Source organism: Halorubrum sp. ARQ200 (assembly GCF_005435115.1).
Classification (GTDB): domain Archaea; phylum Halobacteriota; class Halobacteria; order Halobacteriales; family Haloferacaceae; genus Halorubrum; species Halorubrum tropicale.
Map to the genome: position 1 here is coordinate 1 of NZ_SGTZ01000012.1, position 26,372 is coordinate 26,372.

The 26,372-nt window shown below is 72.8% G+C and carries 31 protein-coding genes; 14 read left to right on the top strand and 17 right to left on the bottom strand.

Annotation, left to right across the window (positions count from 1 at the left end; translation table 11 throughout):
* The first annotated feature begins 258 nt into the window (after positions 1 to 258).
* Positions 259 to 1,584: a 5'-deoxyadenosine deaminase gene (locus EXE50_RS12935; protein WP_137705271.1), complete on the top strand. Its 1,326-nt coding sequence runs from the start codon at positions 259 to 261 to the stop codon at positions 1,582 to 1,584.
* A gap of 50 nt (positions 1,585 to 1,634) precedes the next feature.
* Here the strand turns inward: EXE50_RS12935 and EXE50_RS12940 are convergent, their stop codons facing one another.
* From EXE50_RS12940 to hemC, 4 genes are all read right to left on the bottom strand, one after another.
* Positions 1,635 to 2,036 carry a hypothetical protein gene (locus EXE50_RS12940; protein ID WP_053770798.1) on the bottom strand — a complete coding sequence of 134 codons (402 nt, stop codon included), beginning with the start codon at positions 2,034 to 2,036 and terminating at the stop codon, positions 1,635 to 1,637.
* 113 nt (positions 2,037 to 2,149) lie between these two features.
* Positions 2,150 to 2,908 (bottom strand): uroporphyrinogen-III synthase, encoded by a 759-nt coding sequence (locus EXE50_RS12945; RefSeq protein ID WP_137705272.1) that lies wholly within the window; start codon positions 2,906 to 2,908, stop codon positions 2,150 to 2,152.
* Positions 2,905 to 3,786, bottom strand: coding sequence for a uroporphyrinogen-III C-methyltransferase (gene cobA / locus EXE50_RS12950; protein WP_137705273.1), 882 nt, complete (start codon positions 3,784 to 3,786; stop codon positions 2,905 to 2,907). The genes EXE50_RS12945 and cobA overlap by 4 nt, the downstream gene beginning before the upstream one ends.
* The gene (gene hemC / locus EXE50_RS12955) at positions 3,779 to 4,930 is read right to left on the bottom strand and encodes a hydroxymethylbilane synthase (protein ID WP_137705274.1); all 1,152 of its coding nucleotides are present in this window, start codon (positions 4,928 to 4,930) and stop codon (positions 3,779 to 3,781) included. The genes cobA and hemC overlap by 8 nt, the downstream gene beginning before the upstream one ends.
* 181 nt (positions 4,931 to 5,111) lie before the next feature.
* On the opposite strand from hemC, the gene EXE50_RS12960 reads away from it, so the two are divergent.
* From EXE50_RS12960 to EXE50_RS12990, 7 genes are all read left to right on the top strand, one after another.
* Positions 5,112 to 6,200: a beta-ribofuranosylaminobenzene 5'-phosphate synthase family protein gene (locus EXE50_RS12960; RefSeq protein ID WP_137705275.1), complete on the top strand. Its 1,089-nt coding sequence runs from the start codon at positions 5,112 to 5,114 to the stop codon at positions 6,198 to 6,200.
* Between the two features lie 3 nt (positions 6,201 to 6,203).
* Positions 6,204 to 7,040: an HTR-like protein gene (locus tag EXE50_RS12965; protein ID WP_053770803.1), complete on the top strand. Its 837-nt coding sequence runs from the start codon at positions 6,204 to 6,206 to the stop codon at positions 7,038 to 7,040.
* Between the two features lie 103 nt (positions 7,041 to 7,143).
* On the top strand, positions 7,144 to 8,124 hold the full coding sequence (locus tag EXE50_RS12970; RefSeq protein ID WP_137705276.1) for a hypothetical protein: 981 nt from the start codon (positions 7,144 to 7,146) through the stop codon (positions 8,122 to 8,124).
* Positions 8,121 to 8,813 carry a hypothetical protein gene (locus EXE50_RS12975; protein WP_137705277.1) on the top strand — a complete coding sequence of 231 codons (693 nt, stop codon included), beginning with the start codon at positions 8,121 to 8,123 and terminating at the stop codon, positions 8,811 to 8,813. The genes EXE50_RS12970 and EXE50_RS12975 overlap by 4 nt, the downstream gene beginning before the upstream one ends.
* A gap of 88 nt (positions 8,814 to 8,901) precedes the next feature.
* Complete coding sequence (locus tag EXE50_RS12980) at positions 8,902 to 9,993, top strand: putative sulfate/molybdate transporter (RefSeq protein ID WP_053770806.1); 1,092 nt, start codon at positions 8,902 to 8,904, stop codon at positions 9,991 to 9,993.
* Positions 9,994 to 10,379: 386 nt separating this feature from the next.
* A complete protein-coding gene (locus EXE50_RS12985; protein ID WP_053770807.1) occupies positions 10,380 to 10,709 on the top strand; it encodes a transcription factor S in 330 nt (109 codons plus the stop codon).
* Between the two features lie 5 nt (positions 10,710 to 10,714).
* The gene (locus EXE50_RS12990) at positions 10,715 to 11,257 is read left to right on the top strand and encodes a hypothetical protein (protein WP_137705278.1); all 543 of its coding nucleotides are present in this window, start codon (positions 10,715 to 10,717) and stop codon (positions 11,255 to 11,257) included.
* Between the two features lie 26 nt (positions 11,258 to 11,283).
* Here EXE50_RS12990 and EXE50_RS12995 read toward each other — a convergent pair whose 3' ends face one another.
* From EXE50_RS12995 to EXE50_RS13010, 4 genes are all read right to left on the bottom strand, one after another.
* Entirely contained in the window at positions 11,284 to 11,934 is a 651-nt protein-coding gene (locus EXE50_RS12995; protein ID WP_053770808.1) for an alpha/beta hydrolase, read from the bottom strand.
* Positions 11,935 to 11,962: 28 nt separating this feature from the next.
* On the bottom strand, positions 11,963 to 12,361 hold the full coding sequence (locus tag EXE50_RS13000; RefSeq protein WP_053770809.1) for a DUF5778 family protein: 399 nt from the start codon (positions 12,359 to 12,361) through the stop codon (positions 11,963 to 11,965).
* 73 nt (positions 12,362 to 12,434) lie between these two features.
* Positions 12,435 to 13,358 carry an A/G-specific adenine glycosylase gene (locus EXE50_RS13005; RefSeq protein ID WP_053770810.1) on the bottom strand — a complete coding sequence of 308 codons (924 nt, stop codon included), beginning with the start codon at positions 13,356 to 13,358 and terminating at the stop codon, positions 12,435 to 12,437.
* A 25-nt stretch (positions 13,359 to 13,383) separates the two neighbouring features.
* On the bottom strand, positions 13,384 to 14,028 hold the full coding sequence (locus EXE50_RS13010) for a hypothetical protein (protein WP_137705279.1): 645 nt from the start codon (positions 14,026 to 14,028) through the stop codon (positions 13,384 to 13,386).
* A 120-nt stretch (positions 14,029 to 14,148) separates the two neighbouring features.
* On the opposite strand from EXE50_RS13010, the gene EXE50_RS13015 reads away from it, so the two are divergent.
* The gene (locus EXE50_RS13015) at positions 14,149 to 14,985 is read left to right on the top strand and encodes a carbon-nitrogen hydrolase family protein (RefSeq protein WP_137705280.1); all 837 of its coding nucleotides are present in this window, start codon (positions 14,149 to 14,151) and stop codon (positions 14,983 to 14,985) included.
* 78 nt (positions 14,986 to 15,063) lie between these two features.
* A complete protein-coding gene (gene dpsA / locus EXE50_RS13020) occupies positions 15,064 to 15,612 on the top strand; it encodes a DNA starvation/stationary phase protection protein DpsA (RefSeq protein ID WP_137705281.1) in 549 nt (182 codons plus the stop codon).
* A 107-nt stretch (positions 15,613 to 15,719) separates the two neighbouring features.
* On the opposite strand, the gene EXE50_RS13025 is transcribed toward dpsA, so the two are convergent.
* The 4 genes from EXE50_RS13025 to EXE50_RS13040 all read right to left on the bottom strand — a co-directional run bounded on the left by EXE50_RS13025 (position 15,720) and on the right by EXE50_RS13040 (position 17,766).
* Positions 15,720 to 16,265: a DUF1684 domain-containing protein gene (locus EXE50_RS13025; protein WP_053770814.1), complete on the bottom strand. Its 546-nt coding sequence runs from the start codon at positions 16,263 to 16,265 to the stop codon at positions 15,720 to 15,722.
* Positions 16,266 to 16,332: 67 nt separating this feature from the next.
* Positions 16,333 to 17,034: a helix-turn-helix domain-containing protein gene (locus EXE50_RS13030; RefSeq protein WP_053770815.1), complete on the bottom strand. Its 702-nt coding sequence runs from the start codon at positions 17,032 to 17,034 to the stop codon at positions 16,333 to 16,335.
* A gap of 64 nt (positions 17,035 to 17,098) precedes the next feature.
* Positions 17,099 to 17,377, bottom strand: coding sequence for a hypothetical protein (locus tag EXE50_RS13035; RefSeq protein WP_053770816.1), 279 nt, complete (start codon positions 17,375 to 17,377; stop codon positions 17,099 to 17,101).
* Positions 17,374 to 17,766 (bottom strand): helix-turn-helix domain-containing protein, encoded by a 393-nt coding sequence (locus EXE50_RS13040; RefSeq protein ID WP_053770817.1) that lies wholly within the window; start codon positions 17,764 to 17,766, stop codon positions 17,374 to 17,376. The genes EXE50_RS13035 and EXE50_RS13040 overlap by 4 nt, the downstream gene beginning before the upstream one ends.
* A gap of 158 nt (positions 17,767 to 17,924) precedes the next feature.
* On the opposite strand from EXE50_RS13040, the gene EXE50_RS13045 reads away from it, so the two are divergent.
* The 3 genes from EXE50_RS13045 to rnhB all read left to right on the top strand — a co-directional run bounded on the left by EXE50_RS13045 (position 17,925) and on the right by rnhB (position 20,782).
* Entirely contained in the window at positions 17,925 to 19,562 is a 1,638-nt protein-coding gene (locus EXE50_RS13045; RefSeq protein WP_053770818.1) for a TrkA family potassium uptake protein, read from the top strand.
* Positions 19,563 to 19,649: 87 nt separating this feature from the next.
* A complete protein-coding gene (locus EXE50_RS13050) occupies positions 19,650 to 20,021 on the top strand; it encodes a 30S ribosomal protein S8e (RefSeq protein ID WP_053770819.1) in 372 nt (123 codons plus the stop codon).
* Between the two features lie 50 nt (positions 20,022 to 20,071).
* Entirely contained in the window at positions 20,072 to 20,782 is a 711-nt protein-coding gene (gene rnhB / locus EXE50_RS13055; RefSeq protein ID WP_053770820.1) for a ribonuclease HII, read from the top strand.
* Between the two features lie 277 nt (positions 20,783 to 21,059).
* Here the strand turns inward: rnhB and EXE50_RS13060 are convergent, their stop codons facing one another.
* The 5 genes from EXE50_RS13060 to EXE50_RS13080 form a co-directional block, all read right to left on the bottom strand.
* A complete protein-coding gene (locus EXE50_RS13060) occupies positions 21,060 to 21,761 on the bottom strand; it encodes a TMEM165/GDT1 family protein (RefSeq protein WP_053770821.1) in 702 nt (233 codons plus the stop codon).
* A 62-nt stretch (positions 21,762 to 21,823) separates the two neighbouring features.
* Positions 21,824 to 23,428 carry a preprotein translocase subunit SecD gene (locus tag EXE50_RS13065; RefSeq protein ID WP_053770822.1) on the bottom strand — a complete coding sequence of 535 codons (1,605 nt, stop codon included), beginning with the start codon at positions 23,426 to 23,428 and terminating at the stop codon, positions 21,824 to 21,826.
* A complete protein-coding gene (secF, locus tag EXE50_RS13070; protein WP_121600237.1) occupies positions 23,428 to 24,312 on the bottom strand; it encodes a protein translocase subunit SecF in 885 nt (294 codons plus the stop codon). The genes EXE50_RS13065 and secF overlap by 1 nt, the downstream gene beginning before the upstream one ends.
* A gap of 200 nt (positions 24,313 to 24,512) precedes the next feature.
* The gene (locus tag EXE50_RS13075; protein ID WP_053770824.1) at positions 24,513 to 24,983 is read right to left on the bottom strand and encodes a DUF5812 family protein; all 471 of its coding nucleotides are present in this window, start codon (positions 24,981 to 24,983) and stop codon (positions 24,513 to 24,515) included.
* Between the two features lie 61 nt (positions 24,984 to 25,044).
* The gene (locus EXE50_RS13080) at positions 25,045 to 25,605 is read right to left on the bottom strand and encodes a hypothetical protein (RefSeq protein ID WP_121600238.1); all 561 of its coding nucleotides are present in this window, start codon (positions 25,603 to 25,605) and stop codon (positions 25,045 to 25,047) included.
* 79 nt (positions 25,606 to 25,684) lie between these two features.
* On the opposite strand from EXE50_RS13080, the gene EXE50_RS13085 reads away from it, so the two are divergent.
* Positions 25,685 to 26,350 (top strand): undecaprenyl diphosphate synthase family protein, encoded by a 666-nt coding sequence (locus EXE50_RS13085; RefSeq protein ID WP_053770826.1) that lies wholly within the window; start codon positions 25,685 to 25,687, stop codon positions 26,348 to 26,350.
* Positions 26,351 to 26,372: the final 22 nt, after the last annotated feature.

A 26,372-nucleotide genomic window follows, 5' to 3' on the forward strand; every position in this document is an offset into this window, starting at 1 on the left:
TTCGAGTCCCACCCGCCCCGCACAGCACCGCAGCCTCACGCCTCCCCAACCTCGCCGCTCACGCTTCGCGGCTGCGCCGCTCGCGTTCGCGGCGTCCCTCGCGTGTGCTCCTCGCGGCCGCCGAGGGCGGCCGCTCGCAGGCACGCGCCGGCCGCATCCGCCGGCTAAACGGCCTCGTTCGGTCGCGTCGACGGGACGCGATCGCCCGAGGCGCCGAGGGACAGCCTCTTACCGGTCGACCGTCAGGAACGGACGGACATGCTGATCGCCGGAACCGTCGTCGCCGACTCCGAGACCGTCATCCCCGACGGCGCCGTCGTCGTCGAGGGGAACACGATCGCCGCGGTCGGCGAGGAGCCCGACCTCCGCGACCGCTACCCCGACCACGAGCGGCGGACGTTCGACCTCGTCGCGCCCGGCCTCGTGGGCGGCCACATCCACTCGGTCCAGTCGCTGGGTCGGGGGATCGCCGACGACGCCGCCCTCCTCGACTGGCTCTTCGACGCCGTCCTCCCGATGGAGGCCGCGATGGACGCCGAGGCGACTCGGGCGGCCGCCGAGCTGGGGTACCTGGAGTGTCTCGAATCGGGGACGACGACCGTCGTCGACCACCTCTCGGTGAACCACGCCGACGAGGCGTTCGAGGCCGCGATCGAGACCGGGATCCGCGCGCGGCTCGGGAAGGTGCTGATGGACCGGGACTCTCCCGACGGGCTGCTGGAGGAGACCGACGCCGCGCTCGCCGAGAGCGAGGCCCTCATCCGCGAGTACCACGGCGCCGCCGCCGGCCGCGTCCGCTACGCGGTGACGCCGCGGTTCGCCGTCACCTGTACCGAGACCTGCCTGCGCGGCTGCCGCGAGCTGGCCGACCGCTACGACGGCGTGACGATCCACACCCACGCCAGCGAGAACGAGGACGAGATAGCGACCGTCGAGGCCGACACCGGGAAGCGGAACGTCCTGTGGCTCGACGAGGTCGGGCTGACGGGCCCGGACGTGACGCTCGCGCACTGCGTCCACACCGACGAGCGCGAGCGCGAGGTGCTCGCCGACACCGGGACGGTCGTCACGCACTGCCCCTCCTCGAACATGAAGCTCGCCTCGGGAATCGCGCCGGTCCAGGACTACCTCGACCGCGGGATCCCCGTCGCGCTCGGCAACGACGGCCCGCCGTGTAACAACACGCTCGACCCGTTCACGGAGATGCGGCAGGCGAGCCTCCTCGGCAAGGTCGACGCCCGCGATCCGACGCGCCTCCCGGCCGCGACCGTGCTGGAGATGGCGACGGAACACGGCGCCCGCGCCGCCGGCTTCGACCGCCTCGGCGCGCTCCGCGAGGGGCACCGCGCCGACGTGATCGGGATCGCGACCGACCTGACCCGGGCGACCCCGATCCACGACCCGCTCTCGCATCTGGTGTACGCCGCGCACGGCGACGACGTGACCTTCGCGATGGTCGACGGCGAGGTCCGCTACGCCGACGGCGAACACGTCGGGACCGACGCCGCCGCGGTCCGCGAGCGCGCGACGCGCCACGCGGAGCGCGTGGCCGAGACGGCCGGCATCGACGTCGCCGAACCGTAGCCTCGTCGCCGTCGCTCTCGCGTCGTGAGAAGCGCGGGGAGGCCGGCGACCTACGAGGGGCGCTCCGCCGACGAGGCGACCGCGGAGGGGGACTGCGCCCACCGCATCGCGGCGTCGTCGTCGTTGAACGCCTCGGTGTCGACCCCCTCGACGTCGATGGTCCGCTTGAGGAAACGCCGCTTCGAGCGCTGCCCGACGACGGCGAAGCGGTCGACGCCGCGCGCGACCGCGATCTGCGCGGACTCGCGGAGGGCCCGCCGGCCGGCGTCGGAGCACGGCCTGCTGGTCCGGACGACGATCACGACGGCGTCGATCGCGTCGGGATCGGTCGCGGTCCGCCAGCGATCGAGGAGCGCCTCGCCGTCCGCGGGGCTCAGCCCAGTCCCGTGAGGGAACTCGACTACGAGGACCTCGTCCTCGACCCGCAGCAGCCAGCGCTCGCTCGGTTCCATGACACGACCTCCCACGTGCTTGGGTATAAACCACACTCTCCGATTATCGTATCAGATACTTGAATCCGTACGACGGAGCGGTCCCGGCGGCGCCGGTCGCCCGCCCGAGAGGATCAGTTCCGCCGGCCGGCCCCCTCGTCGAGCGCGTCGACGACCGCGGCCGCGAGCGCCTCGAACGACGCCTCGTCGGGGACGACGTCGACGCCGAGGCCCCGGTCGCGAGCGGTCTCCGCGGTCGGCGGGCCGATGACGCCGACGACCGCGTCCGTCAGCCCGGCGCGGGCCGCCTCGTCGACGCCGCGGTCGGCGGCCGCCGCGAGGAAGTTGTCGACCGTGAGCGAGGAGGTGAACGCGACCGCGTCGAGGTCGCCGGTCGCGGCCAGCTCGGCCGAGTCACCGGCGTCGTCCGGACGCGCGAGCCGGTAGAGCACGGTCTCGGTCACGTCGGCGCCGGCCTCGCGCAGGCCGTCGAGGAGCACGTCGCTCCCGTGGTCCGAGCGAGCGACGACGACGCGCTCGCCCGCCACGCGCGCCTCCAGCGCGGTGACGAGCCCGGCCGAGGTGTACTCCTCCGGGACGACGTCCACCGTCCAACCGACCTCGCGGGCGGCCGCGGCGGTCGCCGGCCCGATCGCGGCGACGTCCGCGTCGCCGGGCTCCCAGCCGGCCTCGGCGGCGAGCTCGACACCGGTCTTGCTCGTGAGCACGACGAGCGGCGCGTCGGCCGGGACCGCGCCCGTCGACTCGACTTCGAGCATGGGGTCCGGGACCGGCTCCGCGCCGAGTTCGCGGAGCAGTTCGACGGCCGACTCGATCCGCTCGTCGGCCGGGCGGAAGACGGCCACCCGCGGCCGGTCGGCGCCCCCGCTCACGCCCCGTCACCACCGGTCGCGTCGCCGCCGCGCCCCTCGCCCGGCGACCGAACTGGGGCCGAGTCGGCGTTCTCGAGGAAGGTCGCGACGCGGTCGCGGGTCGCGGCCACGTCGCCGATCACGGTGATCGCGGGCGGTTCGATCCCCGCCTCGTCGCGGACGTCGACGATGGTGTCGAGCGTGCCCGTCGCGACGCGGCTGTCGGGCCAGGTGGCGCGCTCGACGAGCGCGACGGGCGTGTCGCCGTCGAGGCCGGCGTCGCGGAGCTCCGCGGTGTACGCCGGCAGCTTCCCGACGCCCATCAGCACGACGATGGTCCCGCCGGTCGCGGCGAGCGCCGCCCAGTCGACCGCCGACTCCTCCTTCGTCGGGTCCTCGTGACCGGTGACGAACGATACGGAGGAGGCGTGGTCGCGGTGGGTCACCGGGATCCCGGCGACCGCGGGGCCGGCGATGGCCGAGGTGACGCCGGGGACGACCTCGAAGGGGACCCCCTCGGCCGCGAGGTGCTCGGCCTCCTCGCCGCCGCGCCCGAAGACGAACGGATCGCCGCCCTTCAGCCGAACGACGCGGTTCCCCTCGCGGGCCAGCTCGACCATGCGCCGGTTGGTGTACTCCTGGGGCGTCCACTCGCCGCCGGCGCGTTTCCCCACGTCCTCCCGCTTCTCCTCGGGGATCTCGCCGAGGATCTCGGGGCCGGGGAGCTTGTCGTGGAGGACCACGTCCGCCGACTCGATCAGGCGCTTCGCCTTGACGGTGAGCAGGTCCGGGTCGCCCGGCCCGGAGCCGACGAGGAAGACGGTGCCGACGCCGTCGTCGCGTCGTCGCGTCGGCGGCTCCTCGGCGTCCTCCCTTGGGGTCGCGCCGCCGTCAGTCATCGGTCTCCGCCTCCTCGCGCGCCTCGGCGATCAGGTCGTCGGCGCCGCGGTCGGCGAGGTCCGCGGCGAACTCGGCCGCCGCGGTCGCGTGCGACCGGATCGGCAGGTCGCGGGTCCCGGCCACCTCCTCGGTGCCGTCCGTCGAGAGCACCCGCGCCCGGACGTGGACGTGCTCGCCCTGGACCATCGCGGCGACCCCGATCGGCGCCACGCAGCCGCCGTTGAGCTCGCCGAGGACCGTCCGCTCGACGGTGACCGCCACGCGGGTCCGCTGGTGGTCGACCGCGTCGCGGACCGCCTCGACCACGTCCGGGTCGCTCGCGGTGACCGCGATGGCGCCCTGGCCGGCCGCGGGGACGAACTCCTCGCGCGGGAGCCGCGTCGTCTCCACCTCGTAGAAGAGGTTCGAGCGGCGCAGCCCCGCCTCCGCGAGGACGACCGCGTCGTACTCCGTCTCGACCTTACGCTCCATCGCCGAGCGTTCGAGGTCGGACAGCGAGTCGAACCACTCCTCGACGCTGCGCTCGAACTCCTCGTCGACCTCGTCGTCCGCGTCCTCCCCGTCGGCGCTCTCGCCGTCCGCGTCGCCCTCGCCGTCCCCCTCGGCGGTCAGCGCGCTCTCCTCGCCCGACGCGATCAGGCGGCGCTCGTGTTCCGCCTGGAGGCCGGGCGCGAGCAACTTTTCCAGCCGCGTGTCGACGTTGCCGCGGATCGGCTCGACGGTGAGGTCCGGGCGGGCCGCGCGGATCTGCGCGCCCCGGCGGAGCGAGCCGGTCCCGACGACGGCGCCCGACGGGAGGTCTTCGATGCCCAGCCCCTCCGGGTGGACGAGCACGTCGCCGGAGGGGGCGCGCTCGGGAACGCCCGCGACGACGAGGTCCGCCATCTCCTCGGTCGGGAGGTCCTTCAGCGAGTGGACCGCGAGGTCGGCGTCGCCGGCGAGCACCTCCTCGTCGAGGGCGCGCACGAACGCGCCCGTCTTTCCGAGCCGGTGGATCAGTTCGTCGGGGATCTGGTCGCCGCGCGTCTCCACCTGCCGGAGTTCCACGTCGCGGCGCCGGCTCGACAGCGCCTCGCGGACGGTCTCGGCCTGCCGGAGGGCCAGGTCCGACCCGCGGGTCGCGAGCCTGAGCGTTTCGGTCATACGCGGACCGAGGTCCCCCGCGTTCAAAAGCGCACCAGTTCGGCCGCCTCGGCGACCGCGGCGCCGTGGTCGCCGAGGCGCCGACGCGCGCTCCGGCTCGCTCGCGCCCGTCCTCGCGTACCGAGGCAACTCCGGCCACGGTCACGGGCCATTTATCCGTCCGCCCCGAAGGGTGGCTGAGATGGCACGCGCGAGCGTCGGGGCCCGACTCCACTTCGGCTTCTGTAACCTCAGCCTCTCCCACGAGCGGCTGTACGGCGCCCTCGGCGTCGGGCTCGCGGCGCCCCGCGCGGTCGTCGACGCGGAGCCGGCCTCGGCGGTCCGCGTGACGGTCGACGAGGCCGCGGGGACCCCCGCCGAGTCGACCGGATCCGCCGCGGCGGTGCGCGACGACGTCCGCGGGTACGCGACCGCGGCCGCCGACCTGCTCGGCGTCGACGGCGCCCGGGTCGCGGTCCGCGAGTCGCTCCCGCGGCACGCCGGCCTCGGCAGCGGGACGCGGCTGGCGGCGGCGACGCTCGCCGCGGTCGCGACCGCCCACGGCGAGCCGCCCCGGGTCCGCGAGCGCGCCCCGGCCCTCGGCCGCGGCGGGCGCTCCGGCGTGGGCGTCGCGACGTTCGAGGACGGGGGGTTCGTCCTCGACGCCGGGCACCCGACGGCGCGGTTCACCACCGACCGCCCCGCCGACGGCGAGTGGACCGTGCCGCCGGTGGCCGCCCGCCACCAAGTCCCCGACGACTGGCGGTTCCTGCTCGTCGAGCCCGGCGCGGACGCCGGCCGGAGCGGACCGGCCGAGGACGACGCGATGCGCGCCGCGGTCGAGCGCGCGGACCCGGCCCTCGCCGACCGGATCGGCGGGACCGTCACCCGGCGCGTCCTCCCCGCGGTCGCGACGGGCGACGCGGAGGCGTTCGGGGCCGCGGTCGCGGAGATCGGGCGGCTCAACGGCGCGTGGTACGCCGACGAGCAGGGCGGCGTGTACCGGCCGCCCGTCGGCGCGGTCGTCGACTCGCTGTCGGGCGCCGCGTCGGTGTTCGGCGCCGGCCAGTCCTCGTGGGGGCCGACCGTCTACGGCGTCACCGACGCGGCCCGCGCGGACGCGGCGCTGGCGGCCGGCGAGCGCGCGCTCGATCGGGCCGGCGTCGACGGCGAGGTGTCGGTCGTCCGGGCGTCGAACGACGGGGCGCGGATCGACGCGGCGGGCGGGACGGACCCGCCGTCTGCCGACCCGGAGAGGGGTAACACTAAGCCCCGCGGCGACGGGGCGTAAGGCATGTCCAGTGTTCCGTTCGGGGTCGCGCGCCTCGACTCCATCCTCGGCGGCGGGGCGCCGTCCGGCAGCGTCGTGCTGCTCGCCGGCGAGGCGGGCGCCGGCGCGCGGGAGTTCGCGTACACCAGCGCGGCGATGAACTCGCTGGCGCACGCCGACGAGGAGCTGTTCGACCTCTACTACGGCGACGTCGACGACGACGCGACCCTGCCCGAGTCGGTCCACTACCTCTCCTTTACCGCCGACACCGAGGCGATCACCCGGGAGATGGGGTACACGATGGCCGACGAGATCGTCGACGCGGCGGTCGACGGGATCTCCTTCCGGGACCTCTCGGCGGAGTACTTCCAGCTGTCGCCGGTGCCGCGCGACTGGTACGAGACGGCGACGACCTCGATCACCGAACTCGGCGAGCGCGGGGAGTACGAGGACGTGCTCACCGCGTTCGGCGACTACCTCTCGGAGCACGGCGAGCGGAGCCTCGTCTGTATCGACTCCGTCACCGACCTCGTCTCGATGGTCTCCGACGACACCGACTGGAGCGACGTCGCCATGGTGATGAAGGGGCTGAAGAAGGCGGCCTACGAGTGGGACGCCTTAGTCCTCGTGTTGGTGAACTCCGAGGCGCTCCGCGACCGCGAGTTCGGCACCCTGATGGACGCCGCGGGCGGGACCCTCCAGTTCACGTGGGAGAGCGGCGGCTCCCAGCGCGCCCGGACGATGTTCGTCCGCGAGTTCCGCGGCGTGCTCTCCCGGCTGGAGGCAGAGAACATCGTCCGCTTCGAGACCGAGATCCACGAGGGCGGGTTCGACATCAGCGACGTGCGGAAGATCCGGTAACGGCTCGGGGACGTGGTGAGCGCCCAGTATCGATCCGGAGAACGGCGCGACAGGTTACTTAAGCCTCGCCGCTCAACGGCAGGTAGATGACGGAGGATCCGCGATGAGCGACCACGACCCGGCGACGGCCGCCCTCGACGCCGCGGCCGAGGACGCCGGCGTGAGCCGCGAGGAGCTCCTCAGGCGCGCGCTCGTCTCGCTCGCGGAGTCCGAGGGGATCGACGTCCCCGACGCCGAGGAGGTGGCGGCGGTCGAGGCCCGCCTCGACGACCTCGACGCCGAGCTCGACGAGAAGGTCACCGACCTCCGCCAGCGGTTCGTCGACCTCTACCGCGAGGTCGAGTCGCTCGACGCCGGCGGGGACGGCGCGGGGGACGCGGCCGCGTCGCGGATCGACGACCTCGCCGACGAGCTGGCGGAGGTCGCCGCCCGGCTCGACCGCCTCGACGCGGCCGTCGCCGACGCGCCGACCGCGGACCGCGTCGACGAGCTCCGCGACCGACTGGACGCGCTCGACGACCGGACGGACGAGCTGGACGCCGTCCGCGTCCGGGTGGACGAGTTCGGCGACCGCCTCGACGAGGTGGACGGGCGGGTCGACGAGATAGACGGGCAGGTCGACGACGTGGACGACCGCCTCGACGGCGTCGAGGCGGACCTCGACGCGATATCCGCGGACGACCTGTCCGATATCGACGACAAGCTCTCGCGGGTCGCGAGCGGGGTCGTCAGGGTCAAGCGCCGGCTCGACGCGGCGGAGCGCGACCGCGCCGACCGCGAGCGCCTCGACGCGCTGACGCGGACGGCGAACCGGCACGGGGTGCGGGCGGCCGACTGCGACCACTGCGGCGGGGGCGTCGAGCTGGGACTGCTGTCGGCGCCGGAGTGCCCCCACTGCGGGCGCCGGTTCGAGGACCTGGAGCCGAACACCGGCTTCCTCGGCACGTCGAAGCTCCTCGTCGGGGACCGGCCCGCCATCGACGGCGACGTCGCGGACGGCGCCAGCGGCGACGAGACGAGCCGGACGATGAACCGGACGAGCACCGCCGCGAGCGACGGCGGGGCGGAGGGTGACCGCCGATGAGCGACGACCGCTCCGACGACGACGCGGCCGAATACGACCCCTTCGACGATGACGGCTCGGAAGCCGACCCGTTCGGCGACGACGGCTCGGAGAGCGGCCCCTTCGACGGCGAGACGTTCGCCGAGGGACCGAGCGACGAGGCCGGCGACGACCTCGACGGGCCCGACGCGGGCGGGGTCGACGACCCGTTCGCGGCCCTCGGCGAGGGGGTCGGGAACGACGCCGGACCCGACCGAGGCGAGGGCCGTTCCGGTGAGCGCGGCGAGACGCGGTCCGGCGCGGACCCGGAACCGGGCGCGCCCGCGGACGACCCCTTCGCGGAACTGGACGCGGACGCGGCCGACGGGCCGACCGACGGGGACCCCTTCGAGTCGATGGGGAGCGGGGACGTCGGCGAGGAGGACGTGTGGGCGGCGCTCGACGAGGGCACCGCCGTCGGCGCCGACGCGACCGATCTCGGCGACGCGAACGGCCCGACTCCCGGGACGCCGGGCGCGGCGGCGACCGGCGACGAGCGCGTGGTCGACAAGCGAAGCTACTGCCAGCGCTGCCCGCACTTCGCGGCGCCCCCGGAGACGGCGTGTACCCACGAGGGAACGGAGATAGTGGAGTCGGTCGACTTCTCGCAGTTTCGCGTCCGCGACTGTCCGATGGTCGACGCGGACGGCCCCGCCTTCGACGGCGAGTGACCGGAAGCAGTTTCGCTTCGGCCGCCGAGTACCCGCCGCCGATTTCTGAACACGTTCAAGCCTGACCGCCCGGTACGTCGTCCGTACCGTGGTAGAGTCCGGTTTAGAGGGGCGGCGGTCGGTCGAGCTCGGTCCGGGAGCGGTCACCGGCGCGATAGGGGATTCGATTACGGTGATCCCGCTCGTCGTCGCGCTGGCGCTGCTGACGGACGCCTCGCTGCCCCACGCGCTCGCCGCGTTCGGCACGTTCCAGATCGTCTGGGGGGTCCGGTACGGGCTGCCGGTGTCCGTGGAGCCGATGAAGGCGCTCGCCGCGCTCGCCATCGCCGGCGCGCTCACGTACGCCGAACTCGCGCTCGCGGGGGTGGTACTCGGCGTCGTCCTCCTCGCGATCGGACGCACCGGGACGCTCGGGTACGTCGAGCGGTGGATCGGCGAGCCGGTCGTCCGCGGCGTCCAGTTCGCGGTGGGCCTCGTCCTCCTGGAGACGGGGCTCGGCCTCGCGGTCGCGGACCCGCCCGTCGCGCTCGCCGGGGTCGCTGTCGCCGGCGCGGTCGCGCTCGCGGGCCACGGGAAGGCGAGCGCGCTGGCCGTCGCCGGCGTCGGCGTCGCGACCGCGCTCGTCGTCGCCGGCGTCCCCTCGCCCCGGCTCCCCGGTGCGCCGCCGACACCGGCGTTCGGGGCGGCGCTCACGCGGGCGGCGTTCGACGGCGCGGTCGCGCAGCTGGCGATGACCATCGGCAACGCCGCGCTGGCGACCTCCCTCCTCTTCTCGGACCTGCTCGACGCGGAGGTGGCGCCCGACGAGCTGTCGACGAGCATGGGCGTGACGAACCTGATCGCCGTGCCGCTCGGCGGGGTCCCGATGTGTCACGGCTGCGACGGGGTGGCCGGCAAGTACGCCTTCGGCGCGCGCACCGGCGGCGCGAACGTCGTCCTCGGCGCCGGCTACCTCGTCGCCGCCCTCTTCGCCACGCCCGCGCTGATCGCCGCGTTCCCGCTGGCGATGCTCGGCGCGCTGCTGGCCGTCGTCGCCGTCTCGCTGGCGCGCAACGTCACCGACTCCGACAACTGCGCGCTCTCGGTCGGAATCGGCCTCCTCGCGGTGGCGACGAACCTCGGCGTCGCGTTCCTCGTCGGCATCGTCGTCCACCTCGCGTGGGGGCGGATCGGCGGATAACGAACCGCGTGTATCTCATTCGGACAGAACTACCGTGGCGCGTGCCTGCGAGCGGCCGACAGGCCGCGAGCCAGCACGCGCGAGGGAGTCGGCCGACCGTAGGGAGGCCGACGAGGCTGGGGAGGCGTGAGGTGCCGTGCGGAGCGGCCGGGCAGGAATCAAAGGGGCAGTCGCCACGGCGCGGTAGGCGACGTAAGCACCGCAGCGAGCGACGCGAGCGAGGAGCGCAACGAGCGTACCGCGCCGTGGCGACTGGGGCTTTGGCGGCGTTCGGTGGAAACGACCCACACGCGCTGAAATCTCGGAAGGCGCGCGCATCAGTTCACGCCCGCTATCTGGCCGCACCCACCGGACCTAAACCTCTCAACCCCGTATCGAACGAGTATATGCAGTTCTGTGACGACTGCGGTTCGATGATGGTCTCTCGCGACGGGGAGATGGTGTGTCAGAACGACGACTGCGGCGCCACGACCGAGCGCGACGAGGCGCTCGCCGCCGAGTTCGAGTCGACGACCGAACAGACCGGCGACGAGGTGATCGAGACGGAGGAGGGCGCGAACTTCGAGGGGAAGCCGACCGCGAACGACGTCGTCTGCGACGAGTGCGGCCACGGCGAGGCGTGGTACACGATCAAACAGACCGGCGCCGCCGACGAGCCGCCGACGCGCTTCTTCAAATGTAAGGAGTGCGGCCACCGCTGGCGCGGGTACAGCTGACCGCGATGGACGCGGCCCCGTCGCGGCGACAGCCCTTCCGCGCGTCCGCCGTCCGCGCGTTCGCGGCGCTCGCGGTCGTCGCCCCCGCGGCGTTCCTCCTCGGCCGCGCGGTCGGATTCTGGCGCGTGCGGCTCGTCGTCGGCAGGTTGCTTGCGCTGCTGCCGGACGAGGGGGCTCCGGACCACGTTCGGGTGCTGCCGCCGCCCGCGGACGAGTACGCCGGGACGGTCCCGACGAGCCCCGCGGAGACCCGCGCGATGCTCCCCAACCGGGGCTTCTCGGAGCTGATCCGGGCGTACTTCCACGCCTACGAGCGCGACGGGGAGACGGTCCACGAGGTGGGAAGCTTCGTCCACCGCCCGGAGGGGATCACCGGCGACTGGCAGGTCCACGTCCGGCTGTTCCCCGCGCCCGACGGCTCGACGGAGGTGTGGGCCCACTGGGAGCGGAACCCCTACGTCGCGCCGCTGGCGCACCTGCGGATGGAGGGGTACGACCCCGCCCGCGGCGAGCGGATCGCGGCCGAGTTGATCGACGACCTACGTTAGCCGACTGACCCGCCCCTGCCGCCCGCTCACGGCTCGTCGCGAAGCCGCTCCCCGAGGAACGCCGCGGCCGCCTCGCCCACCGTTCCGCTCCGCCCGACGAAGAAGTGGTCCGACTCGAACGCGACCGTCTCGATCCCCAGTTCTCCCGCGCGCTCGACCACGGGCGCCCAGTCGGCCGTCGAGTCCCGGGTCGCGTACAGCACGCGCGTCGGCACGCCGCGCTCGGCGAGGTCATCGAGCGCCGCGACCGCGTCGACGTCGGGGTTCAGACGGGCCGTCGGCGCGAGCGCGCAGACGCCCGCGAGGCCGGGTCGCGAGGCGGCCGCGACGAGCGCGACCGTGCCGCCGAACGAGAAGCCGAAGAGGCCGACGCGGTCGTAGCGCTCGCGCGCCCAGCCGACCGCCGCGTCCGCGTCGGTGGTCTCGCCGTACCCCTCGTCCCAGTCGCCGTAGTCGAACCGGAGGCAGTCGACCCCGCGGTCGGTCAGGGCGTCGCTCACGGCGCGCAGCCGCTCGTCGCCGCGGTGACCGCGCTGCTGCGGGTGCGGCGGACAGGCGACGACGACCGCGTCGGCGCGCGTCGCGTCGTCGGGCCCGTCCCGGGCGCCGTCGTCCGCGGCGGCGTCGAGCGTGGCGCGCACGTCGCGGCTGCCGGGGATCAGGACGGTGTCGCTCACCGGGTCCGGACTCCGCGGTCGCTTCCGGTCACGGGACCTGCGTCACGCGGTCGACGTGCTCCATGTCGGCGAGGTCGGCTGCGAGCGCCTCCTGGTCGACGCCCGCCTCGTAGTAGAACACGATGTCGAAGGCGCCGCCGCGGAGGAGCTGCTGGCACTCCCAGACGAACTCCTCGCCGTCGAGCGTCAGCCCCTGGAACTGGTTCGACGAGAAGCTCGTGTCGTCGTTGCCCGCCTCGATGTACGTCTCGCCTTTCCCCGCGTGGTCGGCGATGACGTCGTTGGCGGCGACCGTCAGCTCGTGCATCTCTAAGTCCTCCTGGCCGTCGAGGTCCGTGTGGACGATACAGCCCACCAGCTCGATGTCGCCGGGCTCTAAGAGCGCCTTCGTACGGGTGTATAGGTCGGCGTCGACGGTTTCGCTCATGCGCGATCCTTCCGGCTCCCGTAATAAACGGGTGACGGTTCACCGGGCGGAGGGCGCCGGACGCCGACGCGGCTCAGCGTCGGAGCGACACGACGACCCCGTCCCCGCTCGCGTCGGACTCGACCAGGCCGTCGTCCGCGAGGTCGTCGACGAGCCCGCGGAGCCACTCTCGACCGTGGTCGCCCTCGGGCGCGTAGTCGACGCGGATCCGGTGGCCGAGCGCGTCTAGGTCCATCTCGTCGTGCTCGCCGAGCAGGCGGACGATCCGGCCGCGGAACTGCCTCCTGCTCCCCTCGAAGCTCGGCTGCTCCGGCACGTCCGGCGCGGTGAAGTCGCCCGTCTGGTAGGCGTGACACCACTCGCGCCACGGGCAGCCCGCCTCGTCGCAGCGCGGCCTCTTTCCGCAGGCGACGCCGCCGAGCTCCATGACCGCGTTGTTCCACACTCGGGACTCGCCCGCGGGCATGAGCGCCGAGGCGATCCGCCCGAAGGCGTCGTCGTCGTCCGGGGCGTCGAACGCGCGGTACAGCACCCGCTTGACGTTGGTGTCGACGACGGCGTCGCCGTTGTCGAACGCGAACGAGGCCACCGCGTTGGCGGTGTACGGGCCGACGCCCATCAGCTCGCGCAGCCCCTCCGGGTCCTCCGGGAACGACCCGTCGTAGTCGTCCTCGACCTGCCCGGCCGCCTCGTGGAGGTACTTCGCGCGGTTGTTGTACCCCAGCGAGTGGTCCGACCAGAAGGCGACCACGTCGGCGCGGTCGGCCGCGGCGAGGGCGGCGGTCGTCGGCCACTCGTCGAGGAAGTCCTCCCACGCCGGCACGACCCGGTCGAGCTGGGTCTGCTGGCTCATCACCTCGCTGACGAGGACCTCGTAGGGGTCCTCCGTGCGGCGCCACGGGAAGTCCCGGTGGTCCGCCTCGTACCAGTCGACGAGCGCCCCGCGGACCGCGTCGAGGTCGGCCGGGAGCTCGGGGACGCCCTCCGCGTCGGTCATGCGGATCCCTCCGGCCGGCGGCGGTTTATCGGTGCTGGTCCCCGTCGGCGACGACGGGCTCCATCGTCCGCGGGTCCCGGTCGGGACCCGGGTACTCTCCCCCGACGGCGTCGGGGTACAGCCTCGCGGGGTCGAACACCGTCGCGAACGCCCGCGGCTCCCGGACGCTCACGGGGAGGCGGTCGCGGAGCCCGGCGGCGGCCCCGGGCCCGGTCAGCGACGGGTCGAGTGTCACGACCTGCATCGCGCCGCCCCGGTACGCGGACGCCAGCGCGGGGTGGTCGCCCGGGGGCTGCGTCGCCGGCTCGCGCCACTCCCCGGCCGCCGCGCGCCAGTCCGCCGCCAGGTCGGGGTCCGACAGCGACGCGATCACCGCCTCGGCGTCGTCGAGGAGCGGGTCGCTGGCGACGAGCGTCGTCCACGCGTGCGACCGCAGCGCGTCGAGCGCCTCGCGCGCGGCCCCGCCGAGGAGGAGGTCGGCCGCGAGCGCGTCGGCGTCGGCGACGACGCGCGCCGGGCTGGGCTCGGGAGGCTCGGGGACCGCGTCGTCGCCGGAGGAGTCCCCGGCCTCCCGCGCCCCTCGCGCGTCGTCGAGGGCGCTCCGCACGTCCGCTTCGTCGCGGTCGCCGTCGAGCGCGGCCGCGCGCTCGAACAGGTCGCCGAAGGTCATGTACCACGGTCGGCGCCGCGGGCGTATCGTCCTTGCGGCCGCGGTCGGGTGCCGGGAGCGAACGCGCGGTCTCGGTCCGCGAGCCCGGACTTATTGGTCGCCCGGACCGAACCCGGCCCCGTGAGCGACCGATCCGCAGCCGACCCGACAGTCGCCGTCCCGCAGGTCCCGGTCGACGACCTCCGCGTCGACGCGAACGTCGACCGGCTCCGGCGCCGAGCGGCCGACTTACCGAGCGGGGTCGACCTCGCCGTCTTCCCGGAGTACGCGCTCACGGGGTTCGCGGCCGACGAGCGACTCCGCGGGGCCGCGCTCTCCCGCGGCGCCGCGCGCGAACGGCTCGAGTCCGTCGCGCGGGCGGCGGAGGCGGCGGTGATCGCGGGCTACGCCGAGCGCGACGGGGGGAGCGTCTACAATGCGACCGCGTACGTTCCCCCGCCGGACCGCGGCGCGGGCGGCGGGCCGACGGGCGAGACCCGCGACGGCCCGGGCCGGTTCGCCGTCTACCGCAAGCGACACCTGTGGGACGACGAGGCCGCGCGGGTCGAGCCCGGCGAGGAGCGCGTCGTCGTCGAGACGGCCGCCGGACCGACCGGCCTGCTGACCTGCTACGACCTCAACTTCGTCGCGGAGAGCGCGTGGTTCGCGGAGCGCGCGGTCGACGCGCTCGTCGTCGTCGGCGCGTGGCCCGCCGACCACGTCGCCAACTGGCGGCTCCTCTGCCGCGCCCGCGCGCTCGACGGCGTCAGGTGGGTCGTCGGGGCGGGCCGAACCGGGAGTTCCGGGGGCGGGCGCGCGCCCGACGAGGCGGCGTACGCCGGCAACTCCCTCGTCGCGCGCCCGGACGGCGCGGTCGCGACCGAGCTCGACCGAGCGCCGACGACGCTGACCGCGACGCTCGACCGCGACACGCTCGCCGCGCAGCGAGACCTCGTCGGCGCTATCGGCAAATACTAAATATAATTTTCTAATCTCGAAAAAGTACTTTTCTTAGTAGGAACTATTAAGTGGATCGCGCGTGTACATTGGGATGAAATGAGTACCCAGAAGCAGGCCCGTCAGCGATACGGCGACGTTCACGAGAGCGAAGCGCTCCGCGTCCCCGAGGAGAAGGCCGAACAGCTCGTCGACGCGCTCAACAGTGACCTCGCGGCGACGTACGTGCTCTACCACCAGATCAAAAAGCACCACTGGCTCGTCGAGGGCGCCGAGTTCCTCGACATCCACGAGTACCTCGGCGAGGTCGCGGCCGACCTCGAGGAGGGCGCCGACGTGCTCGCCGAGCGCGCGCAGGCGCTCGGCGGCGTGCCGCTCTCGGGCGGCGCGAACTACGAGGAGCACGCGCCGGTGACCCCCGAGGACGCCGACGCCTACGACATCCGGACGTCGCTCGCACACGACCTCGAGATGTTCGGCGACATCACCGAGCAGCTCCGCGAGCACATCCAGCTCGCCAACAACCTCGGCGACTACAACACCGAAGAGCAGCTCCGCGACATCCTCGAAGACATCGAGGAACACGGCCACCACATCGAGCACTACCTCGAAGACGACACCCTCGTCACGAGCGAGACGCTCGAATAAGCCGGCCGCGGCGGACCGCTTTCGGGCCGTTCCAGGTCCCGATTCTTCGCTTTTTCCACACCGCCGAGCGGCGCCGCCGGCCGCACTCTCGCCGACCGCGCTTCCGGTCAGTCCAGATCCGGCGCCCGCTCGCCGGCCGGTATCACGATCTCCAGCCAGTTCTCCTCGGGCGGGAGCGGACAGGAGAACGTGTCGCTGTACGCGCAGAAGGGGCTGTACGCGAGGTTGAAGTCGATCGTGACGGCGTCGCCGTCGTCGAGGTCGCCCTCGGGCTCCAGCTCCATGTACCGCCCCTGGTAGTACGTCTGCTGGCCGGTCGTCTTGTCGCGGAAGGGGACGAAGATGGCGCCGTCGTCGCCCGCCTGTCGGTACCCCGCGAGCGTGTGCTCCTCGCCGTCGACGTCGAACGCGAACGTGACGACCCGGAGGTACCGGACCGGGTTGCTCGCGGTTGTCTCCATCTCGACCGGCTCGGGATCGTCGTGGACCGTGACGGTCGCCTCGACGCGGTAGTCCGGGTCCGGCGGGAAGTAGTCGAGCCCGTCGAACTCGCCGCGCCGCTCGGGCGGGATGGGCGACTGCGGGTGGTCGTCGAAGAACTCGTCTTTCTCCCGTCGGTTCGCGCGGAGCCGCTCGGCGTAGTCCTCGCTCATGGCCGGTCCGACGGGCGCCGGCGGTTTCAGGCCCGCGGTTCGGCCGCCCTCCCGCCCCGCGACGCCCTCACAGCGCCTGGAGGTCCGCGAGGCAGTCGTCGAGGTCGCGGTTCGACGTGGCCAGCGAGACCCCGTCGACGCGGGCGAGGTCGGCGGCGTGGTCCCACAGGTCGCCGTCCTCGATGCCGTGGAGCACGACCGCGTTCGGCGTCGGGCTCACGACCCGGAGCGCCACGAGCGGCGACTCGCCGCGCGTCACCCGCGTGAACACGAGCGCGCGGTTCGTCGACTGGCCGTACAGCCGGTAGAACTCCTCGCTGGAGAGGCGCGTGATCGCCTGGATCGAGTCGATGACGGTGTGGCCGTTCACGTGGTCGTGGTCGCCGCGGACGATCTCCGTCGCGCCCATCGCCTCGTAGAAGTCCTCCAAGGGGACCGCCGTCGAGTACTCGCGGAGGTCGTGGACGATGTCGCTCTCGAACCCGGCCGAGAGCACCCTGGCGTGCTGGCGGAGGCGACCGCCGCCCCGGCGCTCGTCGATGTCGAGTAGCCCCTCGACGGTGCGGCGGACGACGCCGATCCCCGGGCTCTCGCGGCGGCCGCTCTCGTAGTCGGAGATGACCGACGAGGAGACGCCGAGCTGGTCGGCCAGCTCCGTCTGCGAGACGTCGAAGTCGGTCCGCCACTTCCGGAGGGTCGCCCCCGGATCGTCGCTCAGCGTTATCTCGCCGGCGATCCGGCGGGAGAGCTCCTCGCGTGCGTCGCTCATGGCGTGAACGGACGGCCGAGCGCCGCAAAAGGGTACCGTTCGTCGCGCGTCGAACGCCCCCGGATCACTCCAGGTACAGCGAGTAGACGATGACCGCGAACCCGACCGCCGTGAGGAGGCCGTCGATGGCGATGCCGACGGTCAGGCTCGCGCCGATGATCTGGTGGGAGACGCCGCCCAGCAGCGCCCCGACCGTGACGATGCCGAAGCCGACGCCCAGCTCCCGCAGCGACCGGTCGCCGGTCCGGTCGTACGCGCGGAGCGCGTAGTAGGTGATGCTGCCACCGAGCACCAGGATGGCGGTCTTTGCGACGATGATAGTCAGGTCGATGTAGGGGTTCATGTTTCCTCTCGTAGCTCCGACCACAGGTCGGCCAGTCGCTCGTCTCGGGTCCGCTCGGGCCGAGAGAACTCCACGTCGAACTCGCGGCGGTCCGCGTCGCCGTCGCCGTCGACCGAGACGGTGACGGCGTCGAACGACACCGAGTACCGCGTCGTGTGCTGCCCGTCCCGCCGGATGTCAGTCGACTCCGAGAGCAGGGAGGCGTCCGTGAGCTTCTCCAGCTTCCGGTAGGTCGTCGACAGGGGGATGTCGCACTCCTCGGAGAGCTCGCTCGCGGTCTTCGGCTCGGTGAGCGCCGCGACGATCCGACGGGCCGCGTCGTCGGCCAGCGCGTCGAGCACCTCGTCGACCGACGGCGGCTCCGGCTCTCGCGACGGGTCCCGCACCATGCCTGACGGTTCGGCCCCCGGAACTTAAACCATCGAACTTCGGTCCGAGCGCCGACCGATCGCCTGAGGGCGCGGCCGGCGGTCGCCCGGAACCGGTCGCGGAAGTCGCCCCGCGCGAGGCCGCCCGTTTTTGTACGGCCGCGGCGTACCGCGGGCCGATGGACACGTGGAAGCGGCGGGTCGTGTTGTACACGGTCTTCCTCGGCGTCGTGCTCACGGTTACCGCCGTCGCCTACCGATGGGGGATGCGGGTCTACGAGGGCGACCCTCGGACCCTGATCGAGTCGTTCCAGTTCGCGATCGAGATGTTCACGACGACCGGCTTCGGCGGCGACGCCTCGGACTGGCAGAGCCAGCAGATGCACGCCTTCGTCGCCGTGATGGATCTGGTCGGAATGCTGCTTCTCATCGGCGCGCTCCCGGTGGTCGCGACCCCGCTCCTGGAGTCCGCGTTCTCGACGACGGTCCCCCGGTCGCTGGAGGGCGACGTCGAGGGGCACGTCGTCGTGTGTTCCGACACCACGCGCTCCGACGCGCTGTTGAACGAGTTCGAGTCGGAGGCGGTCCCGTACGCCGTCGTCGAGCCCGACCCTGACCGGGCGCTGGCGCTGTACGAGGCGGGCCACACCGTGGTCCGCGCCGACCCGGAGACGACCGCGGGGCTCGAGAGCGCCCGCCTCGGGGCCGCCCGCGCCTTGGTCACGGACGTCTCCGACCGCGTGGACGCGAGCATCGTGCTCGCCGCGCGGGAGCTCTCGACGGACGTCCGCGCGATAAGCGTCGTCGAGGACCCGTCACGCGAACGCTACCACCGCCTCGCCGGCGCGGACGAGGTGCTGTCCCCGCGGTCGCTGCTCGGCGAGAGCCTCGCGTCGAAGGTGACGACGGCGGTGCGGACCGACCTCGACGAGGCGGTCGCGGTGGGCGACTCGCTCCGGATCGCCGAGGTGTCGGTCCACCACGGCAGCGGCCTCGCCGGGTCGACGCTCGCGGGCAGTCGGATCGGGGAGCGCACCGGCGTCGACGTGATCGGCGCGTGGTTCAACGGGTCGTTCGAGGCGGCGCCGCCGCCGGACGCGACGCTGTCGGCCGGGACGGTCCTCCTCGTCTCGGGCACCGAGGGACAAGTCGAGCGGCTCGTCGACCTGACGAACTCGGCCGCCCGCCGGTTCGGCGCCGGCGAGACGGTCGTCGTCGGACACGGACAGGTCGGACAGACGGTCGCGACCGCCCTCGAAGACGCCGACCTCCCGGTGACCGTCGTCGACCGCGAGGACGGCGAGGCGATCGACGTCGTCGGCGACGCGACCGATCCGGAGACGCTGCGGGAGGCGGGGGTCGACGACGCGCGGACCGTCGTCCTCGCGCTCCCGGACGACACGACGGCAGAGTTCGCGACGCTCGTGATCCGCGACCTGGCGCCGAACGTCGAGCTGCTCGCCCGGGTCGAGGACCCGGAGAGCGTGCCGAAGATGCACCGCGCGGGCGCCGACTACGTGCTCTCCCTCTCGACGGTGACGGGCCGCATGTCCGCGTCGGCGGTGCTCGCCGACCGTGACGTGCTCTCGCTCGACACGCACGTCGAGGTCGTCAGGAGCGAGGCGCCGGTCCTTTCCGGTCGAACCGTCGGGCAGGCGGCCGTCCGCGAGACCACCGGCTGTACCGTCATCGCCATCGAGCGCGGCGGCGACCTCATCACCGACGTGGGCCCCGAGACGCGGATCGAGCGCGGCGACGAGCTCGTCCTCGCCGGCACCGACGAGGGGGTCCGGTCGTTCGAGCGCGCGTTCGCCTGACCGGTTCGCGCCGCTGCCCCGCCCGCGCCACCGCTTCCGCCGGGACGAGTCGAACGCTTCAAGTATTCGCTGGCTGTTCGTACCCGTATGAAAGACCAGGGACGCTCCGCGCGCAAGCGGACCGGCGGCCGACTCAAGCACGCCTCGAACAAGAAGCGCCACCAGCTCGGCCGCGAGCCCGCCGAGACCACGGTCGGCGAGACGCGACTCCAGTACATCGACTCCCGCGGCACGGACACGAAGGTCCGCGCGCTCTCGACGAACGTCGCGCAGGTCGCCGCCGACGGCGAGGTCAGCGAGGCCGAGATCGAGAACGTCGTCGACAACCCCGCGAACGTCAACTACGCCCGCCGGAACATCGTCACCAAGGGCGCCATCATCGAGACGTCCGCCGGCCGCGCCCGCGTCACCTCCCGTCCGGGACAGACCGGCCAGGTCAGCGCGGTCCTGCTCGACTGAGCCCGCGCCCTTTCTGAAGGTATTTCCCCCCGCACGCCCACCAACCACGCGTGTACCTCGGCGTCGACGAGGCCGGCAAGGGGCCCGCACTGGGCCCGATGGTGGCCGCGGCGGTGATCGCCGACCCCGCGAGCCTGCCGGCCGACGTGGACGACTCGAAGCGCGTCGCGCCGGCTCGGCGGGAGGAGCTGGCCGCGGCCCTCCGAGACGACCCGGCCGTCGCCGTCGGCGTCGCCCGCGTCGAGCCCGCCGAGATCGACCGGGCGGACACCGACATGAACACGCTCACCGTCCGCGGACAGGCGCGCGCGGTCCGGGCCGCGCTCGCCGGTCTCCCGGCGGGCGTCGCCGAACCGGTCCGCGCCGTCGCCGACGCGGGCGACACCAGCGAGGAGCGGTTCGCGGAGCGGCTCGCGCGCTTCGTCGCCGAGGGCGGCGAGGCGGACGCCGCCGCGGGGGCCGACCGCGTCCCACCGGTCGACGTGACGGCCGCCCACGGCGCCGACGAGGACGACCCCGTCGTCGGCGCGGCGAGCGTCGTCGCGAAGGTGGAGAGAGACGCCGCGATGGCCGAGATCGACGCCGCGTATCCGGACTACGACGACCTCGGTAGCGGTTACCCGAGCGACCCGGCCACTAGGGCGTTCCTCGCGGCGTACGTCGGCGACAACGGGACGCTACCGGACTGCGCGCGAGCGTCGTGGGCGACCTGCGAGGACGCGCTCGCCGCCGCCGAGCAGTCGGCGCTCGACGAGTTCTGACCGCTGCGTCAGGGAAGAAGCGCTTGAACGCGTTGATGACCGCCCACTTGGTCCGCTCGATCGGCTGGCCGCTCTCGCCGCTGATGACGATGTCGTCGTTCGCGACCGCGCCGCCGGTGGCGGCGACGAGGACCAGCAGCGCCACGGCGAGCGCGAACGGACCGCGTGTGAGCTTCATTGCTGCCGCGGGGCGTCGCGAGTATTTAACCAGCTCAGCGATGCGCCCGTCCCGGTCGCCGGACGCCGATTCCGCATCGCGCACGCGGAGGCGCGGGCTTCAGAACAGTCCGGCCGCGAACCCGCCGACCGCGCCGACGAACGTCTCCCACACCGAGAAGCCGGTCGCGATCGCCAACACGGTGTCCGCGCCGAAGAAGGCGAACAGCAGCGCGGAGCCCAGGTGCGCGAGCCGCATGTCGATCCGCCCCGCGAACGTGTGGAAGAAGTACGCGTTCGCGAGGCTCACCGGGACGATCGCGAGCATCTCGCCGACCCAGATGGCGGAGGTCGCGCCGTACTGGACGCTCAGCCCGATGGTCACCAGCTGGGTCTTGTCGCCGAACTCGCCCGTCGCGGTGAGCGCGAAGATGGGCAGGAAGCCGCCGAAGGACCCGGAGTACCTGTCGAGCGGTCCGGGGAGCGAGAGCTCCTCGAACGGGTCGCCCCCGTCACCGTCGCGCTCGGCCGCGGGGGACGCGCCGCGCGCCGGCGCGGAGCGGTACAGGGCCACCGCGAAGACGAAGAACAGCGTCGCGGTCACGGCGTCGAGCGCGACCGGCGGGAGCGCCGACTGGAGCGCCCGGCCGAACGCGATCTCGACCGCGGTCCAGCCGGCGAACGCCGAGCTCGCGGCGGCGACGACGACCTTCGGGTCGTACTTCGTCGCGAGCCCGGCGATCATCAGTTGGACCTTCTCGCCGGGTAGCACCGCGAGCTGTGCCACGAGGGCGATGACGACGATCTCGGCGTAGCCGGTCATGCGTCACTCGCCTCCCGCCGGCCCGCGGGTCGGCGTGTAATCCCGGACGACATCGGCTCGGCTCACCTGACCGTCAGCAGGCGGCGCAGGATGTCGCCGTACGCTGGGCGGGTGATCAGGACGCCGACGAGGACGCCGAGGACGGTGAAGATGGCGAACCCGGAGAGGTCGCCGAGCGACAGCACCATCAGCGGCGACATCGCGATGATCGTCGTCGCCGCGGCCGCGCCGATGACCCAAAACGCTTGGCGGAACCGTGAGTTGAACACCGTCCGGGAGCTCACGTCGCCCTCGCTCATCACTTGGTCGGCGATGATGACGAGGTCGTCGACCCCGGTCCCGACCACCGCGATGAAGCCGGCGATCACCGCGAGTTCGAGCGGGTAGCCGAGCAGCGCCGCGAACCCGAGGAGCGCGTACACCTCCGTCAGCGCGGTGACGATCATCGGGAGGGCGACGCGGGGCTCGCGGTAGCGGAGGAACACCATTCCGGAGACGGCGAACACCGAGAGGACGCCGATGATAAGCGAGTACGTCCGGAAGTTCTCTCCCTGCGAGGCCGAGATAGACGAGGAGGTCCCTTCGCCGCTGATGTCGAGGTCGGCCGGGAGCGCGCCGGCGCGGAGGTTCAGCGAGATGGTCTGCGCCTCCGCGAACTCGCCGGTCGTGAGGCGGAAGTTCCCGGTGTCGGCCCACGAGCCGGCCGCCATGCTGTCGGCGAGCCCGGGATCCATCCCGAAGGAGTTGACGACCTCCCCGTCGACGACGAGCAGGAGACACGGGTTCCGGTCCCCGTTCACCACCTCGATGCCGCCGGTCTCGGGGTTGTACCCGCACCGGTCCGCCTGGGTCTGGTACGCGTCCTGGAACCCCCGCTGCGCGACGGCGTCCTGGAAGCTGTGCGCGGGCGACTGGCCGTTCTCGGCGGTGTTCCGGACGGTGACCGGCACGTACGCACCCGTGCCGCGGTCGCTCTGTGCCGCGGTCCCGATCTCCTCGAAGTCGTCTTGGATCAGCGCGCCCTCCTGCACGGCGGTCCCGTTGCCGTCGGGATACGCGATGTCGATCCGCACGGTCCCGCGCTCTTCGAGGAGGTCGATCACCTCCTGGCGCCCCTGTCCGGGCACCTCGACGAGGATGAAGTACTCGCCGGTGATCGACTGGACCTGCTGGACGCTCCCGCCCGAGAGGCCCGCCTCGTTGATCTTCCCCTGGATGACCTCCATCGTCTCGTCGCGGGTCTCCTGGGTGACGCCCTCGCGGATGTCGCCGTACTCGTACCCGCTCGCGTCCATCGCCGCGCGGAACTGGGACTCGGTCACGGACGGCTCCGTGACCTCCACCGCGCCCTCCTCGGGGACGACGCCGACGTTCCGGACCGACGCGTTGTCGAGCTCGGCCGCCACCGCCTCGGCGACCGTCCCCGGTGTGTCACCCCCGAACGCAACGTCCGTCGCGGTGTATCCCGACAGCGGCGCGCGGACGCGCGTCCCGCCGGCCAGGTCGAGCCCGTACTGGAGGTTCGTGATCCCCTGGCGGGCCTCGCTCGCGTTCTCGCCGGGCGCCGGCTCCGGCCCGAACCCGGGGCCGAACAGCGTCACCGTCGACCCGACCACGACGAGGACGAGCAGCAGGATCCGCCAGTTCTCCTTGATCGGTTCGAGCATTACCGGGCCACCCCCTCGAACTTGTACCAGCGAAGCAGCGAGACGTTCAGCAGGTACGTGTTCATCAGGTCGGCGCAGAGCCCCACCGAGAGGATGATCCCGATGTCACGGAGGAGCCCGACCCCGAACACCGAGGCGACGACGGCCATCACGACCATCGCGGCGATGGAGGTGAGCGTCATCGTCACCCCGGTCCGCATCGCGCGGCTGACCGACTCGTAGAACTCGCCGGTCCGGCGCAGCACGGAGTCGTTCAACAGGATGTCCGAGTCGACGCTGTACCCGATGATCATAAGCAGCGCCGCGATCGTTCCGAGCGTCATCTGGATGCCGAGGAGGTTCATCGCCGCGATCGGTATCACGAGGTCCGAGAACGCGGACGCGACGACCGCCAGCGAGGGAACGAACGTCCGGAACAGCGCGAACACCAGCACGCTCATCCCGAGGAACGCGAGCGCCACGCCGAACAGCGCGGTCCGCGCGGTGTCGCTCGCGAAGCTCGGCGACACCTGGTCGACCGCGGTCGTCGTCAGGCCAGCCGCCTCCGCCTGGTCCTGGAGGTCGTCCGCGAGCCCCTCCGGGTCGTCCTCGGCCGCCTGGAACGTGACGACGACCACGTCGTCGCCGGGGATCGTCCGGACCGAGTCGGGCTCGCGGTCGAAGGCCGTCCGGATCTGCTGTTCGACGTCCCCGTTCGCCTCGTCCGCGACTCGCAGCTCGACGCCGCCGGTGAACTCCAGTCCGAGGTTCGCCGGCGCACCGGTGGCCACGACCCAGCCGCCGATGATCGCCAGCGCGAGGACCAGAAAGGCGAGCGGCACCGCCGCGAGCTGCCGGTTCGAGTAGTCGGTGTAGTCGACTTCCGGCACCTCGATCGCTACCATAAATACCGCTTCCTCTGCGGGCGCGAATAAGCCTTCTTATCTGGGTGGCTGCGGCCTCTCGTCCGACCGTCCACGGCCTCGATAACGCGGCCGCTCGGCGCCTTCGAACGGCCTACCCGCTCGGCGGTAACGGTCAGTCAGGTCCGACGACGAGCCAGTCGGGTTTGACGACGACTGAGCGACCGGCGCGCTCGCGGGGCCTACGGGAGGTACCGCACGGCGACGACGCCGGGCTCCGACCGGATTTCGACGCGGTTCACGCCGAGCCGGGCCGCGCGCGAGAGCGTCCCCTCGCGGTCGTCGATCACGTCCCCGACCGCCGCCTCCGTCTCCGATTCCGGCGGCGTCAACACGTGGACCTCGCCGACGCCCGCTCGCTCCTCGCGGGAGAGCTCCCCCGTCGCGGTCTCCGCGGCGAGCTCCCGCTCGTGGACGGTCGGCGGCTCCGGGCTCTCCTCGATCGACAGCGACCGGCGCTCCGCGACCTCGATCACCTGATAGGTCACCTCCATCGGCGGGTCCGGCGCGACGGTCGCCTCGACGGCGTCGTCGACGTCGAGGCCGGGGTTCGAACTCAGCGTGTGGACCTGTCCGTCGTGGACGTCCTTCAGCACGGCCGAGTCGCTCTCGACGTGCGTGACGAGGAACGTGCTCTCCTTCTCGTCGGTCATTGCGTCCGGGTAGTCGGTCCGGCGCCTTCGGGCTTTCGAGCCGCGGCCGGCGGGGGGCGGCTCACGCCGAGCCGCCGCCCTCGGTCGACTCGGCGCGGTCGGGGGACCCGTCGTCGGCGCCGCCGCGGAGCCGGAAGTGCGTCGCGAAGACGGCGAGCCCGGCCGCGACCGGCGGGACGAACCCGGCGAGCTGCGGGAGGTCGTACAGCGCGTTGACGATCACGGAGTCGCTCGGGTCCCGGAGCCCCTCGGGCGCCGAGACGATCATCCCGAGGTACAGAGAGAGCAGGAAGAGGAAGCCGGCGACGCCCATCCACCGGTCGTACGTCGCCGCGACGCGGTCGCCGCGGCGGTGGCGCCGGGCGACGAACAGGATCGGCGCGAGCAGCGGCCCGACGGCCGCGAGGCCGGCGACCACGTACAGCGACCGCGAGAAGAGGAACGTCCCCCCCTGCGCCGAGGCGGTCTCGCCCATCCAGACGACCAAGGCGAGGGTGACGACGAGCGCGACGAACCCGGCCGCCAGCGCGCCGAGCGCGGCGTACGCGCGCATCGTCCACGACTCGGTCGCGCGGAACGCGTAGGGGATCGCGCCGAACACCCCGCGGTAGCTGTCTGCCATCACCCGTGGTATGCGCGTCGGCGAATTAAACCCCTCGTCGGCGGGAAGCCATTTATACGCGCGGCCGGATCGACCTGACGTGGGTCTCTACGACGCGTACCTCGCGACGCGCCACCGCCTCCACGACGCCGAGCCGCCGGCGCACGTCGCCCTCGTGCTCACCGAGCGGGACCTCCTCGCCGACGGTGCCTTCGACACGCTGTCGTCGGCGATCCGTTGGGCGTTCGAGTACGGCGCGGAGCGCGTCACCGTCTCGGTCTCCGTTCTCGACCGCGCGGTCGCCCCGACGCTCGTCCGGGAGTTACGTCGGCTCGACGCGCCGGAGCAGACCGTGGTCCGCGGGCCACAGGCCGACGAGTTCGACGGCGGCAGTTCGGGCGCGGCGACGGACCGGGGCGCGGACGCGGCGCCGGAATCCATCGACGCGCCGGTGAGGATCCTGGTCGGGCTCGGCGGGAAGGCGGAGTTCGCCGGCGCGGTCCGCGAACTGGCCGGCGACGTCGCCGACGGCGAGGTGAGCCCCGAGGCGATCGACGAGACGGACATCGCCGAGCGGCTGCTGTTCCCCGAGGAGCCGGACCTCGTGATCAAGACCGGCGCCGAGCGCCTCTCCGACTTCGCCATCTGGCAGTCGGTGTACGCGGAGCTCTACTTCACCGACGTGAACTGGCGCGACTTCCGCCGGCGCGAGTACCTTCGCGCGGTGCTGGACTTCCAGGACCGCCAGCGCCGCTTCGGCAGGTGACCGACCCCGCGGGGCGCCGACC